The organism is Amycolatopsis sp. MJM2582 (genome assembly GCF_000754115.1).
Lineage (GTDB): Bacteria > Actinomycetota > Actinomycetes > Mycobacteriales > Pseudonocardiaceae > Amycolatopsis > Amycolatopsis japonica.
Genome location: NZ_JPLW01000001.1, coordinates 448648 through 465425, shown reverse-complemented (window position 1 = coordinate 465425; position 16778 = coordinate 448648). Strand labels below are relative to the sequence as shown.

General features: G+C 69.6%; 16 protein-coding genes. 6 read left to right on the top strand and 10 right to left on the bottom strand.

The features are described 5' to 3' along the window. Nucleotides 1-65 precede the first annotated feature (65 nt). From ED92_RS02245 to ED92_RS02235, 3 genes are read left to right on the top strand one after another with little or no spacing between them, the layout of a single operon-like run. Nucleotides 66-1421: an ATP-binding protein gene (locus ED92_RS02245; RefSeq protein WP_081975677.1), complete on the top strand. Its 1356-nt coding sequence runs from the start codon at nucleotides 66-68 to the stop codon at nucleotides 1419-1421. 7 nt (nucleotides 1422-1428) lie between these two features. Then, on the top strand, nucleotides 1429-2136 hold the full coding sequence (locus ED92_RS02240; protein ID WP_085939730.1) for a response regulator transcription factor: 708 nt from the start codon (nucleotides 1429-1431) through the stop codon (nucleotides 2134-2136). Next, nucleotides 2137-2511: a DUF4345 domain-containing protein gene (locus ED92_RS02235; RefSeq protein WP_037332534.1), complete on the top strand. Its 375-nt coding sequence runs from the start codon at nucleotides 2137-2139 to the stop codon at nucleotides 2509-2511. Nucleotides 2512-2588: 77 nt separating this feature from the next. On the opposite strand, the gene ED92_RS02230 is transcribed toward ED92_RS02235, so the two are convergent. Then, nucleotides 2589-2933: a hypothetical protein gene (locus tag ED92_RS02230; RefSeq protein ID WP_037332532.1), complete on the bottom strand. Its 345-nt coding sequence runs from the start codon at nucleotides 2931-2933 to the stop codon at nucleotides 2589-2591. Continuing rightward, nucleotides 2930-3871, bottom strand: a complete 942-nt coding sequence (locus ED92_RS02225; RefSeq protein ID WP_037332531.1) for a DMT family transporter — start codon at nucleotides 3869-3871, stop codon at nucleotides 2930-2932. Before ED92_RS02225 ends, ED92_RS02230 begins: the two co-directional genes overlap by 4 nt. A 101-nt stretch (nucleotides 3872-3972) precedes the next feature. On the opposite strand from ED92_RS02225, the gene ED92_RS02220 reads away from it, so the two are divergent. Further along, nucleotides 3973-4905 carry a LysR family transcriptional regulator gene (locus tag ED92_RS02220; RefSeq protein WP_037332530.1) on the top strand — a complete coding sequence of 311 codons (933 nt, stop codon included), beginning with the start codon at nucleotides 3973-3975 and terminating at the stop codon, nucleotides 4903-4905. Between the two features lie 70 nt (nucleotides 4906-4975). After that, nucleotides 4976-5644 (top strand): alpha/beta hydrolase, encoded by a 669-nt coding sequence (locus tag ED92_RS02215; RefSeq protein ID WP_037332529.1) that lies wholly within the window; start codon nucleotides 4976-4978, stop codon nucleotides 5642-5644. Here ED92_RS02215 and ED92_RS02210 read toward each other — a convergent pair. The 7 genes from ED92_RS02210 to ED92_RS02180 all read right to left on the bottom strand — a co-directional run bounded on the left by ED92_RS02210 (nucleotide 5641) and on the right by ED92_RS02180 (nucleotide 12540). Then, nucleotides 5641-6678, bottom strand: a complete 1038-nt coding sequence (locus tag ED92_RS02210) for a serine/threonine-protein kinase (protein ID WP_037332528.1) — start codon at nucleotides 6676-6678, stop codon at nucleotides 5641-5643. The genes ED92_RS02215 and ED92_RS02210 overlap by 4 nt on opposite strands. 12 nt (nucleotides 6679-6690) lie before the next feature. After that, a complete protein-coding gene (locus ED92_RS02205) occupies nucleotides 6691-8316 on the bottom strand; it encodes a serine/threonine-protein kinase (protein ID WP_037332525.1) in 1626 nt (541 codons plus the stop codon). 219 nt (nucleotides 8317-8535) lie between these two features. Continuing rightward, on the bottom strand, nucleotides 8536-9381 hold the full coding sequence (locus ED92_RS02200; protein ID WP_037332523.1) for a hypothetical protein: 846 nt from the start codon (nucleotides 9379-9381) through the stop codon (nucleotides 8536-8538). Between the two features lie 255 nt (nucleotides 9382-9636). Beyond that, nucleotides 9637-10866 carry a hypothetical protein gene (locus ED92_RS02195; RefSeq protein ID WP_235213177.1) on the bottom strand — a complete coding sequence of 410 codons (1230 nt, stop codon included), beginning with the start codon at nucleotides 10864-10866 and terminating at the stop codon, nucleotides 9637-9639. 338 nt (nucleotides 10867-11204) lie between these two features. Further along, the gene (locus ED92_RS02190) at nucleotides 11205-11510 is read right to left on the bottom strand and encodes a hypothetical protein (RefSeq protein WP_037332522.1); all 306 of its coding nucleotides are present in this window, start codon (nucleotides 11508-11510) and stop codon (nucleotides 11205-11207) included. A gap of 151 nt (nucleotides 11511-11661) precedes the next feature. After that, nucleotides 11662-11949: a chorismate mutase gene (locus tag ED92_RS02185; protein ID WP_016331191.1), complete on the bottom strand. Its 288-nt coding sequence runs from the start codon at nucleotides 11947-11949 to the stop codon at nucleotides 11662-11664. A gap of 171 nt (nucleotides 11950-12120) precedes the next feature. After that, nucleotides 12121-12540 carry a DUF1707 domain-containing protein gene (locus ED92_RS02180; RefSeq protein WP_037332521.1) on the bottom strand — a complete coding sequence of 140 codons (420 nt, stop codon included), beginning with the start codon at nucleotides 12538-12540 and terminating at the stop codon, nucleotides 12121-12123. A 90-nt stretch (nucleotides 12541-12630) separates the two neighbouring features. On the opposite strand from ED92_RS02180, the gene pcrA reads away from it, so the two are divergent. Next, nucleotides 12631-15039, top strand: coding sequence for a DNA helicase PcrA (gene pcrA / locus ED92_RS02175; RefSeq protein WP_037332520.1), 2409 nt, complete (start codon nucleotides 12631-12633; stop codon nucleotides 15037-15039). Nucleotides 15040-15715: 676 nt separating this feature from the next. Here pcrA and ED92_RS02165 read toward each other — a convergent pair. Further along, complete coding sequence (locus tag ED92_RS02165) at nucleotides 15716-16402, bottom strand: M23 family metallopeptidase (protein WP_037332518.1); 687 nt, start codon at nucleotides 16400-16402, stop codon at nucleotides 15716-15718. Nucleotides 16403-16778: the final 376 nt, after the last annotated feature.

The following is a 16778-nucleotide window of genomic DNA, read 5'->3' as shown; positions in this document are numbered from 1 at the left end:
CCCCTGAGGTTTCCCCCAGCGGGAAGAGTCAGGGGTTTCCCCGATGGATCAGTACCCCACTCCGTGTGACCATGGAGAACGTGCAGGAATCCGTCACCGACGAGCTCGCCGGACAGGTGAAGCCGACGATCATCGAGCGCCCTCCGGTGCCCGTTCCCGGCAGCCTGTCCCCGGCACCGTTCGAGCCGCCCAAGATGTATCGCCGCCGTTCCGGCCGCGCCATCGCGGGTGTCGCCGGCGGCCTCGCCGACCACCTCGGCGTCAAGGTGCTCTGGGTCCGGATCGCGTTCGCGTTGCTGGCCGCCCTGAACGGCGCGGGCCTGCTCGCGTACGGCCTGCTCTGGGTGTTCGTCCAGCAGCGATCCGGCGAGGCCGAGCCGGAGAAGTCCGCGCCGAAGGAGAAGCAGCAGGCCTTCGGGCTCATCGCGCTGGGTGTCGGCCTCGCCGTCGCCAGCGGCACGCTGACCGGTCTGATCAGCGGCTGGGTCGCCATCCCGCTGGCGCTGGCGATGATCGGTGCGGCCGTCGTCTGGCGCGAGGCCGACGAGTCGCAGCGGCGGCGCTGGCGCATCAGTGCCAAGGGCGGGGTCGCCACGGCGTTCCTCGGTGGCGGGGGCTGGTCGGCCGCGATCCGCCTGGTCGCCGGTGTCGCGCTGGTGATGACCGGCATCGGCGTCGTCGTCCTGGAAAGCGGCAGCATCGACCAGGTCAAGTTCGCGCTGGTCGCGGTGATCGCGACGCTGTTCGGCGTCGCCGTGCTGACCGTCCCGTTCTGGCTGCGCCTGGTCCGCGACCTCTCCGACGAGCGCACCGCCCGCATCCGCACCGATGAACGCGCGGAGATCGCCGCGCATCTGCACGACTCGGTCCTCCAGACCCTCGCGCTGATCCAGAAACAGGCGGAATCGCCGCGCGAGGTCGCCAGGCTCGCGCGCGGTCAGGAACGCGAGCTGCGTGGCTGGTTGTACGGGCCGTCGGGGTACGGCAAGAGCAAGAAGACCGAGGAAGAGGCCGTCAGCGGTCAGCTGTCCGAAGTGCTCGCGGCCGCGTGCGGCGAGGTCGAGGACGCGTTCGCGATCTCGGTGCAGCAGGTCGTCGTGGGGGAGGCGACGCTGAACGAGCCGTTGACCGCGCTGGTCCAGGCGGCGCGCGAAGCGATCGTGAACGCCGCCAAGCACGCGGGCGTCGACGAGGTCAGCGTGTACGCCGAGGTCGAGCCGACGGCGGTCACGGTGTTCGTGCGCGACCGGGGCAAGGGGTTCGACCCCGACGTCGTGCCGAGCGACCGGCACGGTCTCGCCGATTCCATCCGGGGGCGGATGGAACGGCACGGCGGGAAGCTGAAACTGCGTACCGCACCGGGTGAAGGAACCGAGGTCCAGCTGGAGATGCCGGTCAAGGCGGGGAAGGGTGCGGCGTGAGGTCGCTATGCTCACGGGACAGGGCGAGCGAGGGAGCATCGTGACGGAGAACCAGCAGACGCGGGAGCCGGTCAAGGTCTTCCTCGTCGACGACCACGCGCTCTTCCGGGCGGGTGTGCGCACCGAATTGGACTCGATCACCGACGACGTGCGCGTGGTCGGTGAGGCGGGCTCGGTGGCCGAGGCGGTCGCGGGTATCGCCCGGACCAAACCGCAGGTCGTGCTGCTCGACGTGCATATGCCGGACGGTGGCGGCGCCGAGGTGCTGCGCCGGGTCCGGCCGGAACTGCCGGACGTCGTGTTCCTCGCGCTGTCGGTCTCCGACGCCGCGGAGGACGTGATCGCCGTGATCCGCGCGGGGGCGCGGGGGTACGTCACGAAGACGATCTCGTCGAAGGAGCTCGTGCGCGCCGTCGTGCGGGTCTCGGACGGGGACGCGGTGTTCTCGCCGCGGCTGGCCGGGTTCGTGCTCGACGCGTTCGCCGACCGGCCGGGTTCCGCGCCGATCAGCGACCCGGATCTCGACCTGCTGACCCCGCGGGAGCGTGACGTGCTGCGGCTGCTCGCGCGCGGGTACGCGTACAAGGAGATCGCGTCGGAGCTGTTCATCTCGGTGAAGACCGTCGAGACCCATGTGTCGAGCGTCCTGCGGAAGACGCAGCTTTCGAACCGGTACGAGCTTTCGCGCTGGGCTTCCGACCGGCGTCTCGTCTAGGTGGCGCCTGTTCTCCTCGGCCTGGTTGCCGTGTTCTTCCTGGGCATGGGCTTGCTCGGGCTCGCCGCGCCGAAGCGGCTGATCCGGCCGTTCGGCATCTCGCTGGAGTCGGCGACGGCGCGGACCGAGGTGCGGGCCGTCTACGGCGGCTTCGGGGTGGCTGTCGCGGTGCTGCTCGGGTTCGCGGCTTTCGACGTCGGCGGGATCCAGCGGGGTGTCGCGATCGCGGTGGCCGTCGCGCTCGCCGGGATGGCCTTCGGGCGGCTGGTCGCACGGTTCGCAGAACGGCCCGAACGGTTCTACCCGAGCTGGCTCTACTTCTGGGTCGAGATCGTTCTCGCCGCCCTGCTCGTCCTCGCGGCCCTGACGCCCTGACGTGCGTTTCGCGGGCTAAACGCGATCCGGCGAGCCCCCAGGCCCCACCGCGTCGCGATCAGCCCGCGAAACGCAGGTCAGCGGAATTCGTGGGTGACCTCGATCTTCCCCACGATGTGCGTGTTGAACTCGGCGAGGTCTTCGGCGGGGACCCAGAGCTCCAGGATCGTCTTCCCGCCCGCCTGCTGGACGGGGTACCGCTCGACGAACGACGTCTCGACCTCGAACCGTGTCACGAAGCCCGCGCCGTCGTGGCGCACGTTCCAGTCACGGGCGATCTTGATCGCGTAGTCCTCGTTCAGCACCGGGTAGAAGATGGGCTGCTCCGGCAGTCTCGGCGGCCACTCGCGCCAGCCCGACTCGCGGACGAGGTCGAGCTCGACGGGTCCGGTGGGGCGCCACAGCGTCGTCGTGTCCGTCATGGCGCGACCTTATCGACGGCGGCCAAAGGGGGCTTGACCTGCGGAGTGGTAGCAAAGGTCCCTTGCTCCCTCGGGCGGAGCCGGGTCAGCGCGACCCCGCCCAGCACGACGACCATCCCCGCGATCACCCGCAGGTTCAGCGGCTCGGCCAGGAACACCGCACCGAGCAGCACCGAGACCACCGGCAGCAGGTAGCCGACGATCGACGCCGCCACGGCGCCCTCGCTCGCGAGGAGCTGGTAGTTCAGCGCGAACGCGATCCCGGTCGACCCGATCCCCAGGATCACCACCGCGACGATCGCACCGGCGCTCAGACGCACCGGTTCGAAGCCGCCCATCGGCATCGCGAGCAGCAGGAACCCGGTCGCCAGCAGCATCTGCCCGCCGGCCAGCGACATCGGCGAGTCACCGGTGCCGGTGAGGTACTTGCCCTCGTAGACGAACGCGAAACCGTAGCTAGCGGCCGCCGCGAGGCACGCCAGCGCGCCCCAGCTGAGCAGGCCGGACGCCTCCCACGGCGCGAAGATCAGCAGGATCCCGGCGAGCCCGACGACCAGCCCGGTGACCCGCACCGCGGTCATCCTCGTCCGCGCGCCCATCATCGGAGCGGCCAGCAACACCCACAGCGGCGTCGTCGAGTTCAGCACGCCGGTGATCCCCGAATCGACGGTCAGCTCACCCCACGCGAACAACAGGAACGGCAGCGCGTTGTGGAAGAACGCCGCGACGGCCAGGTGTCCCCAGATCCGCCGCCCCGACGGCAGCCTGTCCCGGCCGAGATAGCAGAGCCCGATCAGCACCGCCGCGCCGAGCGCCACCCGCGCCAGCACCAGCTGCACCGGCGTGAACGCGCCGAGCCCCAGCTTGATCCAGAAGAAACTCGATCCCCACATGAGCGCCAGCGCGCCGATCCGCAGCAGGGTCTTCGTCTCGCCCACCCCAGTCCTCCTTAGTGCCTGGCCCAGCTTCGCCGGGTCGACGCGTAAGGACAAGCGAAAATAACTGCAGGGAGCCTTAAGAAGAACTGTACGATCGGAGCATGCTGGACGTCCGCCGCATGCAGGTCCTCCGAGCCGTGATCAGCAGCGGCTCGATCACCGCCGCCGCCCGGAACCTCGGCTACACACCATCCGCGATCAGCCAGCAATTGTCCACCCTGGAAAGGGAAGCGGGCGTCGAACTGCTCGAACGCGTCGGCCGGGGCGTGCGCCCGACCCCCGCCGGTTCGCTGCTGTCCGAACACGCGGAAACGCTGAGCACGCAGCTCGCCAAGGCCGAAGCCGCGCTCACCGAACTCAAGGAAGGCCGCACGGGCAGGCTCGCGATCCGCTATTTCGCCACCGCCGGCGCGTCACTGGTGCCCTTGGCCGTCGCCGCGCTGCGCCGGGACTTCCCGGGTGTCCGCCTCGACCTCAAACTGGTCGAGCCCGATGATTCGATGCCCGAGATCGAGTCGGGCAAGGCCGACGTCGCGATGATCGTGCTCCCCAGCAGCGCTCCCCGGATCAAGGGCGTCGAGTACATCCACCTCCTCGACGATCCGTACCGCGCGATCCTGCCGAAGAACCACCGGCTCGCCCGCAAACGCGTCCTCGATCTCGCCGAGCTCGCGGAGGATCCGTGGGTAGGCGTCGACGGGCTCCCCGGCGCCTGCCGCGACATCCTGCTCGACGCCTGCGGTGCGGCCGGTTTCGCCCCGAACCACGTCGTCGAATCCGAGGATTACCAGACGGCACAAGGGTTCGTGGCCGCCGGACTCGGCGTCGCGCTGATCCCGGAGCTCGGTCTCGGCGCCCCGCATCCCGGTGTCGCCATCCGCAAGGTCCGCCGTCCGGATCCGGTGCGGTCCATCCACGCGGCCGTCGCCGCGCACGCCAGGGAACATCCCGCGGTGCGGCGATTCCTCGGCGCGATCCGCGAAGGGGCCGTACAGACAAGCGGGAATGGCCGAGTGGGCACGAAAACCGGCTGAGCTTGAACAGCCGCGCGGGCGGTCGACAACCTGGCGGGGAAGCCACATTCCCGCCGGCGAAAGGACTTCCGTGCGTCCCCTGATCGTCCTGCACGGCTCATGGCACCAGCCCGCCCATTTCGACGACGTCGTCGAACGCCTCCGCCGGGACGGCGCCGAGGTCACCGTCCCCGACCTCGGCGCGCGCCCGATCGCCGAAACCACCCGCACCGTCCAGGAAATCGTCGACAAGGCGGCCGAGCCGCCGGTGGTGCTCGCGCATTCCTTCGGCGGCCTGACCGCCAGCGGGCTGCGGGGGACCTCGCATCTGATCTATCTGGCCGCGATCGTCAGCGAGCCGGGTGAAACCGCGCAGTACTGGATCGAGCGGACCAGAGAGGAAACCGGCCGCGAACCGCGGCAGCTGCCCTTGATCTTCGACGATGAAGGCTGGACCCATCTCGATCTCGCCGTCGTCCGCGAGGCCATGTACGCCGACTGCACGGACGCCGTCGCCGAGCGCGCCACGACCCTGCTGCGTCCCGAACCCGTCACGATCTTCGACGAGTCGCCGGAAGGCTCGGCGTGGAAGGACACCCCGACCACGTACGTCACCTGCACCGAAGACCGGGCGCTCGTCCCGGAAATGGTCGTCCACTTCGCCGCCCGGTGCGACACGACGGTGACCTGGCGCGCGAGCCACAGCCCGTACCTCAGCCGCCCGGTCGAACTGGCGACGTTGGTCCGCGAGCGGCTCTAAATCAGGAACAGCTCCGCGAACAGCACGCCGATCAGGATCGCCGCCACGACGGCGCCGACCGTGATCAACAGCTTCCGGGTGTCCGGCGACTTCGTGGCCGCCGGCGCGGCGGGAGCGGGAGCGTACTGCCGCGTCGGCGGCGCGTACTGCGGCTGCGGCGGCTGGTACTGCTGCGGCTGATGCTGGGGGAACTGCGGAACCGGCTGCTGCGACGGGATCGGCATCGACGCCGGAACCGTCGGCATCGCGGGGGCGGTCGGCGGGATGAACGCCGTCTGCCGCCCTTCGGTGATCGCGTTCAGCGAGCGGACGGTGTCCGCCATCGTCGGCCGCGCGTCCGGCTCCGCCCTCAGCATCTTGCGCAGCGCGCCGGCCAGCGGCCCGGCGGTCTGTGGCGGCCGTTCCGAAGACTCGCCGTCCTCCCCGAACGGCGGCACCCCCTCAACGGCCGTGTACAGCGTCGCGCCCAGCGAGAACACGTCGGACGCCGAAGTCGCCGGTTCACCGCGCGCCACCTCGGGCGCGCGGTACGCCGGACTCGGGCCGCCACCGGTGATGCCGATGTCGGTGAGCTTCACGCCGCCGTCGTCGGCCAGCAGGACCGTGCCCGGCTCGACCGTCCGGTGCACCACCCCGGCCTCGTGCATCGCGGCCAGCGCGCGGCCGAGCACGATGCCCAGCCCGGCCGCCTGTTCCGCGGTGAGCCTGCCGTGTTCGGCGAGGAAGGCCGCCATCCCGCGGGACGGGATGTACTCCATCACCAGCCACACGTCCGGCCCGTCGGGCAGCACGTCGTACACCTTGATGGCGGTGGCGTGCTCGAACTTGGCCGCGTCCTTGCCTTCTTGGACGACGACGGCCTTGGCCTGCTCCGCCCGGTCCGGCGGCAGGCCGACGGGCAGATACATGCGCTTCATCGCGACCGTGCGCAGCAGACGGGTGTCGAACGCCAGCCACACGATGCCCGCCCGGCCACGCCCGATGGGCTGGTCGAGGCGGTATCGGCCGCCGATGATGGAACCTTCAGAACTCAATTGCAGCCTCGGTCACGAGTTTTGCGGGGTCGATGTCGGCGTCTCGGTGTTCGACTGAGTCGTCGGCGTAGTCGGAGTCGGTGTCTTCGTCGGTGTCGTCTTGGTCGGTGTCTTCGTCGGCGACGGCGGGTCCGGCTCCTGCGTCTGGCTCGCCTTGCTCGACGTCTTCTTCGACGAGGTCGGCGTCTCCTTGGGCGGCTCGGCCGACTGGGTCTCCGTCGGCGTTTCCGTCGTCTCCGGAGCCGAAGACGTCGCCGAAGGGGTCGGCTTCGTCGACGAGTTCCCCACCTGCGCGGGCGTCTCCGGGTTGTTCGGGCTCAGCAGCCAGAAGCCCAGCGCGGCCAGCGCCACGACCACGACACCGCCGATGATCGCGGGTTTCTTCCACGCGCCCGGCTTCTCGTCGTCGTCCTCGTCCACCGGGCTGGTCTGCGCGCGGGTGGGCGGCGGCGGGGGCGGGGGCGGGTCGTCGTAGTCGTCGTCGTACGGATCGTCGTCGTAGTCGCCCGCGGGGATCGGGACGGCGCGCGTGGGCGCGGGGCCGGCGCCCGGGTGGCCGCGTTCGGCCAGCAGCGCCGTCTCGTCGTAGTTGTCGTACCCGTCGTAGTCGTCTTCCGGGTATCCCGACGCGGGTGGCTGGTGGTAGTCGTCCTCGTCGTCGTAGTACGAACCGGCCGCGGCCTGATCGTCGAGGAGCGAACCCGAGTGGCCGGCGGCCTCGCTGTCGAGCGCCTGGGTCACGCCGCCACCGGCGAGCGCGCCCGCGATCGGCGCGGCGAGCACGGTGTCGTCGGCGGGGCCGCCCAGCGGCGTTTCACCACGCGCGACGGCGGCGAGAAGCTCTTCGCACTCTTCGGCGGTGGGCCGGTGCCGCACCTCCGGGTGCAGCAGCACGGCCAGCACGCTGGCGAGCGGGCCGGACTGACGCGGCGGGATGATCTGCCCGGCCGCGACGGCGTGCAGGAGGCTCAGCGTGTTCTCGCTCAGGCCGAACGGCGGCTGGCCTTCACAGGCCGCGTAGAGCGTCGAGCCGAGCGAGAAGACGTCGGACTCCGGGCCGGGGTCGCCGCCGATGGCCACCTCGGGCGCCAGATAGGCGGGGGTTCCAGCGATCATCCCGGTTTTCGTGACCGTGACGTCGTCCTTGGCCCGCGAGATGCCGAAGTCGGTGATCTTCACGGTGCCGTTGGGCGCCAGCAGGATGTTGCCGGGTTTGATGTCGCGGTGCACGATGCCGACCGCGTGCGCCTCGGTCAGCGCCGCCGCGACCTGCGCGCCGATCCGCGCGACCTCGGTCGGCGGCAGCGTCCGCTCCTCCTGCAGCACCTGGGCGAGGCTCGTGGAGTTCAGGTACTCCATGATCAGGCAGGGCTGGCCGTTGTCGTCGGTGACGACGTCGAACACCGAGATGGCGTTCGGGTGGTGCAGTCTCGCGGCGATCCGTCCTTCGCGCATCGTGCGCTGGCGGGCGTCTTCGGCGTCGTGAGCCTCAAGACCCGGCTGCAGCAGCAACTGTTTGATCGCCACCGTGCGGCCGAGTACCTCGTCGTGCGCTTGCCACACGGCCCCCATCGCGCCCGTGCCGATCCGCCCGGCGATGCGATATCGACCGGCGACCAGGCGACCCTCGTCGCTCACGCGACCTCCCTTTGGGCTCCGTCTTCACGTCGCGGAGTCGTCCGCGCACGCGGTGCGGCCTTCAGCACGCCACAGCGTTGGAGCGTATGCACATGTAGTGGTCTGTGTGCCGGCTTTTCCGAGACCGACTCGTGACAAGGCTAGGCGCTCACTCTGCGCACACACACGCGGCACACTCTGATCGCCCTGGGTGGAGGGCCGTTACACGCGGGGTGTTCGTCACATGTGCTGCGCGGACAACAGCCGCGCGTCGGTGATCAGGCCGGTCGTCTCGTCGGCGAATTCCAGTACCTGGGTGACCCGGAGCAGGCCGCCGTCCGGGTTGCGCATGGTCACCACGGCGAGGATGGTGCCGTCGGCCTGTTCGCGGATGTCCTGGATCTGGATGGCGTCCATCGAGCTCCAGGCCTCGATCAGCCTGCCGGCTTCGGACTCGGCCAGCACCGGCGTGATCAGCGACATCGCGCCGTACGGATCGGCGTCGACGGTCCGGTAGAACTTCCGGACCGCTTCGATCTTGTCCTCGACCGTGCTGACCGCGGCCGGTTTGGTGGCAGGCTGAGAACTCGTGCTGCCCGCCGGGGAACTCGGCCGGGGGAGCGAGCCCGAACCGGTGCCCGAGGAGGGCTGGGCCTTCGAGCTGGTGCCCGACGTCGCCGGCGTCTCCTGCTTCCGCTGCGGCTCCGTGGCGTCCGGGACGGCGAGCCCGCCGAGCGCGGCGGCTCCGCTCATCGTCTCCGGCGCGGTGGCGCGCGGCACCGTGCCTTCCCGCTGGGCGCCCGCGAGCACGCCCGCGGTGACGACGGCACCCGCGACCAGCAGTCCGGCGGCGACCAGTCCGGCCAGCTTGGCCCGCCGGGCGGCGCGGCTCTCCGGCTCGTCCTCTTCGGGCTCGGGCCGGGGTGCGGGCTCTTCACGGGTGCGCGCGGGCACGAACTTCTGCGGCTCGCGGAAGACCTGCTCGAGATACTCGCGGTCGACGCGGGTGTCGTTCAGGATCTCTTCCGGGATGACGTCCTCGACACGTACGGCGTCCTCACGCCGTATGCGCTGTCGATCAAGCACGAAATTCCTCGCTCTGGTCCGGGGCAGGCACTGGGCCGTTCGGCCGGTGCCTTTGGTCCGCGCGGCCGTCTTCTGAACGGTGCGGACCCTGCAGTCGTCAGGTAACCCTGTGCGGACGGTGCACGGCCAGGCTCTATCGCCGGAATGCCGTCGCGATACGACGAACGGCAGCTTAGGTCACCCACCCGGACCAGGGATGACCGCTCAACGCACCGCACGTGCAGAGGAACAGGACACTTGCACGTGCGCGGTCGCCTACATGCCGTCGTCGACGATCTTGTCGTCGTCACCGAAGGTGAACGTGCGCTGCTCCATGGTCTTCGTACCGTCTTTGTGGGTGACTTCGACGGTGTTGACGGTGACGCCGCGGCGCTGGTCGATGCTGACCTTCTTCACCTCGAAGTAGGCGACGTCGGCGTAGCGCTCACGGAGGCCCTGAGCACCTTCTTCGCCCAGGCTGCCCGAGGTCACCGAGGACGCCTGTTGGGGGTCGGTGGTGACGGAGTTGAGGAAGAGCTCGGTGTTGTCGCCCATCGCCTGCGGGTCCGACTGCTCCTTGTACCAAGGGGCCGTGGTCGTGGTCCGGTCGGCGGGCACGACCGGCGGCTTCTGCGGCCGGTCGCTCGACGACGGCGCGGGCCCGGAGGTGACCGGTCCGCCCGAGTCGGGCCGCGACGAGCCGGTCCCGGTGTCGTCGCTGTCCGACGAGGTGCCGGAGTTGCTGGAACTCCGGTCGTCTTTTGTGGAGGAGTCGGTCTCGGATTCGGACGGGTTCCCCGCCGCGCCACCCTGCGGCGGGGTGGTCGGATTGCCGGCGAGACCGTCCTGGGACAGCGGGCTGCCGCCGCGGTAGCCGGGCCAGCCGCCCTGGCTCTGCTGCTCGGGGAGGGGTTTGCCGACCAGGAACGAACCGGCGAAGAGCAGGCCGACCACGACCAGCGCGGACGCCGCGGCCGCGAACCAGGCGGCCTTGCGCCAGGTCTTGGGCGGGGTCACGGAGGCGGGCACCGAGCCGAGGTCGAAGGTGCTCAGGCCGTCGACGGGCGGGGCGATGTAGACACGGACGTCGCTGTCGTCGATCTCCGCCGGCTCGGGACGGCGGGGTGAGGGGGCGGTCAGCGTCACCTTCGTGCGCTGGGCGGCTTTCGCGCGCCGCTCCTCGACGGGCGTCATGGTGGGTTCGGTCAACGAGACCTCGACGCGGGCTGGGCGCTCTACGGGAACTTCGCGAGCGGGCTGGGGGAGCGGCAGCAGGCCGCTCGATGGGGCGTAGCCGGGGCTCGGCGCCCTCCTGTTCCGCGGTGGCGGCAAGGGAAGGGAACCGGTGGAAGGCGGGGCGAACTCGCGGTGCGCGTGATGCCCGTGCCCGGTCGGGCGCTGCCGCCTCGGCGGCACGGGTGGCGTCCAGCTCTCGGTGCCGCCCGCCCGGTGACGACCTGTCTGTGTGGTGCCGTTGCGTCCCTGGTGTTCCGCCCAGCCGTTCATGTCCGAGCGACCCCCTCACAGGCCCACCCTGACGGCGATGTGACACCGGTTAAGCCGAACGGAGCAGCGGTTTCACGGGATCCCTCGCTTGCAGACTCCCGGGCAGTCTCGTGAGCAAATGCACGCGCATACGACTGGGGGCGCGCGGGGCCGTCGCCCCCGCGCGCCATGCGGGCATCGCCCGACCCAGACGCAAGGGTCCTCACGAGGTCCACACTAAAAGTTCGACACCCGCAAGTCTTCACCCACTCTGCAAGTTGCAGATGTTTCACTCGGTCGGGCGCGGCCGAACGGGCCTCGGTGACGTAACGCTGTGCTATCGGCGCTGGTGAGGTCGCTCAGTTGCCGCTGCGGTACTTCTGCTGGGTCGATTGCAGGGCTTTCGTGGCGGTGATCCCACTACCCGCTGCAAGCAAAATCGCGATGATGTCGAGCGGCGTTCCCCCACTCGTGAGCAGCCAGGCGAAAAGCGAAGCCGCGGTGGTACCCGCTGCGATCGGCCAGCGCGTCTTGACGTACTGGGCGACGGGAGTGCCACCGGCGCGCTTACCCGCCGCGTTGTTCAGCATGGCGAGATAACCGACATGGCCCAATGCCGCGAGGACACCGGCGATCGCGATGATCACGGCGATGAGGTTAATCATGTGTCCAATTTGCCTGGTCCCGCGCCGTCGTGGCTCGGGGAACACCCTGAGTTCCGCCTCACGCCGCAGGATCGTGACGTGGCCGGATCGCGTTTAGCGGGCTAAACGCGATCCGGGTGCGTCGTGGGGAGCAAGGGACCTTTGCTACCACTTACCGCCCCAGCCTGCCCCGCCCCAGGTTGAGCAGCGCCATCGCCAGCTGCCGGCCCTCCGGCCCGAGTTCGCGGTAGCGCGCGAGCACGTCCATCTCGCGGTTGTAGACGATCCTGGTGCCGCCCGCGGCCATCCTGGCCGCACCGATCGTCTTGGAGACTTCGACGCGGCGTTTGACCAGCCGCAGGATCTCGCCGTCGAGGAAGTCGATCTCCTTGCGGAGCTCGCCGATCTCTTCGGCCGTGGCGGTGGGTTCTTCGGCGTCCGGCTTCTGTGTGGTGTTCATCGGGACCTTTCTTCGGTCCGGATTCCCTGCTGGCCCCCGGAACAGCGTAAAGCCCCGGGGTCCGTGGACTCCGGGGCTTCGGGTGATGGCAATGGCGGCACTATGCGATCACGGGAGCCGGAGTCCGGGTCCCGTAAAAAAATCGCGTCGCGTGGTGCCGCATGCCGGTCATTATGCCACAGCGGCGCCGCCCTCCGGCCGGAAGCGACGGCGCGCTCCGCGGACACGCGCGTGCACGAGGACGCTCATGGCCAGCCAGAACATCGGCATCGCCGGCCAGAAGAACGGCACCCCGGAGGCGACCCAGCGGACGGTCAACAGCACCGAAAGCGCGACGGCGATCGCGAGATGGACCCGCACCGCCGGATGGCCGAGGACGATCGGCCGCCGCTTCGGGGCGGGTTCCGGCAGATCCGAGGTGAGCGCGGCGAGGTCGTCCGTGTATTTGGCGGAATACACAGCGCTCAGCCGGTCTTCCACCTCTTCGAGAGTGAGCCGTCCTTCACCGCCGGCGGCCTGGATGCGGGTGGCGACCCGCTCACGGTCGGCGTCGGCGGCCCTGAGCCTGGAGGGAATTCCGTTGGTGTCCATGGCATCCGATCCTCCGCCGCGAACACCGTCCGCGCGTCGGACGGCAGGCGGCAACACCGCCTACGCCCGGCGCTGTAGCGTGGACCGGCGATGAACACCCTCTTCGATCTCCCAGCGGACGGTCCGGCCAAGCCCCGGCACTCGGATCTGCTCGACGACCTGAACCCGGCACAGCGCGAAGCCGTGACCCACGCGGGCTCGCCGCTGCTGGTCGTCGCGGGCGCGGGTTCGGGCAAGACCCGGGTGCTGACCCGACGGATCGCGTACCTGCTGGCCGAGCGGGACGTCCACCCCGGCCAGATCATGGCGATCACGTTCACCAACAAGGCGGCCGCGGAGATGCGGGAGCGGGTGAGCGACCTCGTCGGCCGCCGCGCGAACGCCATGTGGGTGTCGACGTTCCACTCCATGTGCGTGCGGATCCTGCGCCGTGAGGCCAAAACGCTGGAGATGTCGTCGAGTTTCTCCATCTACGACTCGGACGACACGAAGCGGCTCATCACCCTCGTCGCCCGTGATCTCGACATCGACCCGAAGCGGTACGCGGCGCGCACGCTGGCCGTGCACATCTCGAACCTCAAGAACGAACTGATCGATCCGGAGACGGCGGTCGCCGACGCGGGCAACGACCTCGAACGCCGCGTCGCCGAGGTGTACGTCGAGTACCAGCGGCGGCTGAACCAGGCCAACGCGTTCGACTTCGACGACCTCATCATGCGGACGGTCGAACTCCTGCAGACCTTCCCGGACGTCGCCGAGTACTACCGGCGGCGCTTCCGGCACGTGCTCGTCGACGAGTACCAGGACACGAACCACGCGCAGTACACGCTGGTCCGCGAACTGGTCGGCACCGAGACGAACGAGGCCGGGATCGAGCCCGCCGAGCTGTGCGTCGTGGGTGACGCGGACCAGTCGATCTACGCCTTCCGCGGGGCGACGATCCGCAACATCGAGGAATTCGAACGCGACTTCCCGAACGCGCGGACCGTGTTGCTGGAACAGAACTACCGCTCGACCCAGACGATCCTGAACGCGGCGAACGCGGTCATCGCGCGAAACCCGAACAGGCGCGCGAAGCGGCTGTGGACCGACTCGGGCGACGGCGAGAAGATCGTCGGCTACGTCGCGGACAACGAGCACGACGAGGCGGCGTTCGTCGCGGGCGAGATCGACGCGCTGGCGGACAAGGGCGAAGCGGACTACTCCGACGTCGCCGTCTTCTACCGCACCAACAACCAGTCCCGTGTCTTCGAAGAGATCTTCATCCGCCTGGGCCTGCCGTACAAGGTCGTCGGCGGGGTGCGGTTCTACGAGCGGCGCGAGGTCCGCGACATGCTCGCGTACCTGAGGGTGCTGGCGAACCCGGAGGACACGGTCAGCCTGCGCCGTATCCTCAACGTTCCCAAACGCGGCATCGGGGATCGCGCCGAAGCCGTCATCGCGACGTACGCCGAACGTGAGCGCATCTCGTTCGCGCAGGCGCTGCGCGGTGCCGTCAGCGGTGAGGTGCCGCTGCTGAACCCGCGTTCCGCCAAGGCGATCACCGGTTTCGTCGAGTTGATGGACGAGCTCGGCGAGGTCGTCGAGAGCGGCGCCGAAGTCGCCGACATCCTCGAAGCGGTCCTGGAACGCACGGGTTACCGCGCGGAACTCGAGGAGTCCGACGACCCGCAGGACGCGTCGCGGGTGGAGAACCTGACGGAACTCGTCACCGTCGCGCGGGAGTTCACCGAATTCACCGCGGAGGTCGCCGGTCCGGACGGTGAGCTGCCGGAGGCGGACCCGGGTGTGCCGGAGCCGGGCTCGCTGCCCGCGTTCCTGGAGCGGGTTTCGCTGGTGGCCGACGCGGATTCGGTCCCGTCGCCCGACGGCGGCGACGACGGCGAGGGGCACGACGCGGGCGTGGTCACGTTGATGACCGTGCACACCGCGAAGGGCCTGGAGTACCCGGTCGTCTTCGGAACGGGCTGGGAGGACGGGATCTTCCCGCATATGCGCGCGCTCGGTGACCCGACCGAGCTGGCCGAAGAACGCCGGCTCGCCTATGTGGCGATCACGCGGGCGAGGAAGCGGCTGTACGTCTCCCGTTCGATGGTGCGCTCGGCCTGGGGCCAGCCGCAGATGAACCCGGCTTCGCGGTTCCTCGACGAGCTTCCCGCCGATCTGGTGGATTGGCGCAGGCTCGCGCCTTCCTCTTCCTCCGGTGGTTTCGGTTCGTCGGGCGGATCGCCGCGTGCCGCGACGACCTGGGGCAGCCGGGGCGGTGGCGGCGGTTCGTCGTCACGGGCGGCGAGCACGAGTCCGTTCGGCAAGGGCTGGAAGGACACCGTCGCGCTCAAACTCGACGTCGGCGACAGGGTCAGCCATGACAAGTACGGGCTCGGCACGGTCGTCGCCTGCGACGGCGCGGGTCCGCGTGCCACGGCGACGATCGATTTCGGTGCCGCCGGCAAGGTCCGGCTGATGCTGATCGGCAGCGTCCCGATGGTCAAACTCTAGCCCTGACCTGCGGTTTTCCCCGTGCGTCCGAAAACTGTCGGACCCTTCCCGTATACCTGTGTCGTCGAACACGAGTTCGATGCGCTGGGGTATGCTGGACAAGCCGGTGTGCCCCGAACTGGGGAGGGGGCGCACGGTGTGGACGGGGTGCTGTTTCAGGTTCTCTCGAGTGGGGTACTCGAGTACTTGCGGGGTGTTGAAGAAGGGGCGGGACCGGATCGGGGTCCGGAACCGCCGGAAGTGCTCAGGCTGGTCGCGGCCTGGCGCGCGTTACTGCGGACACACGAACCGGACGGGGCCGGACGGTGTGTCGTATGCGGGCACGCGCGGCGATGGCTGTTCGGGCCGCGGCCAGCCGGGTGCCGATCTCCGTCTCGGAGACTTTTCGCCGGATGGCGGCCGATCGAACGGCGCCCGGCCGGTCTCTGCACGGTCTGGCAGATCGCCGTGGGGTACTTCGTCCGGAAGCTGCCGGACGGCGTCGCCTGAGGGCTCTGAGGGCCCGGAAAATCACTCGGGTTCCGTACCGGAGGACCTACGACGCTTCGTGATGCCCGCGATGGGGGAAGCGGAGGTCCTGGAGGCGCGCCTGAGCGTCATTGCCCGGCGCGCCCTCGTCACGGACGGGATCACCGGTGTGGTGAGAAAAGGTGATGCGGGGACGAGCGGGGCTCGATCAGCCGACGTTCACGCCACGGGCGGCGAGCCACGGGCGCGGGTCGATCTTCTTCGTGCCGTTCTGCCACACCTCGAAGTGCAGGTGCGGGCCGGTGCTCTGGCCGCGGTTGCCGACCTCGGCGATCTCCTCGCCGCACTTGACCTTCTGGCCTTCGCGGACGGAGAACGAGTTCATGTGGCCGTAGACGTGGACGGTGCCGTCGGCGAGCTGGACCTTGACCCAGAGGCCGAAACCGCTGGCGGGGCCCGCTTCGATGACCGTGCCGTCGGAGGCCGCGACGATCGGCGTGCCGATCGGGGCCGCGAGGTCGATGCCGAGGTGGCTCGTGCCCCACCGGGCACCGAAGCCCGAGGTGAAGGTGCCCTTGGTCGGCATGCAGGTCTTGGGGCGCTTGGCCTCTTCTTCGGCCTTGCGGGCCGCTTCGGCCTCACGCTTCACGCGGGCCTGGGTGATGCTGTTGTTGTCCGAGAGCTTCTGGGCCTCGGCGGAGGCGTTCGTCGACTGGCTCGTCGGCAGCAGTTCGGGGGCGCCACCACCGGCTCCGCCACCGAGGGCGAACGAGGCGCTCGCGTCCTGGGTGCTGGCCAGCGGGGTGACGGCGGCGTCGGAGGATTCCGAAACGGACTTCAGGGTCTGCCCGGCAGCGGCGGCCGCGAAGGCGCCGGCAGCGACGGCTGCGACCACGACACGGCCACGAAGGGCCGAGGACGGGGGCGACAGGCGGTGCGAGCCCCGGACGCGAACGACCGCACCATCGAGTGCGTTCTCGAGCGCCGGGGAAGGAGCTTGGCCGCCGGGGGAGCGGTGTGAAGCCAAGACGGGGCCTTCCATAGTTCGGGGAGTCGGATCAAGAGCCCGGGCGGGGGATCCCGGTGAACGACCTCGGGGGTGGTTCGTTCGGTGCTCTCATTCGTGATCTGACTGTAATGGGGACCCCGGGACAGTAACGAAGCGGCACCCCGGTCAGCAAGATCTGACGGCGCTCTCGGCCGATCGGGCGACGGAGATCTGGCCGTTGTCCAGTGGGGATTACCCAAAGTTAAACCAGGTTTACTCACAA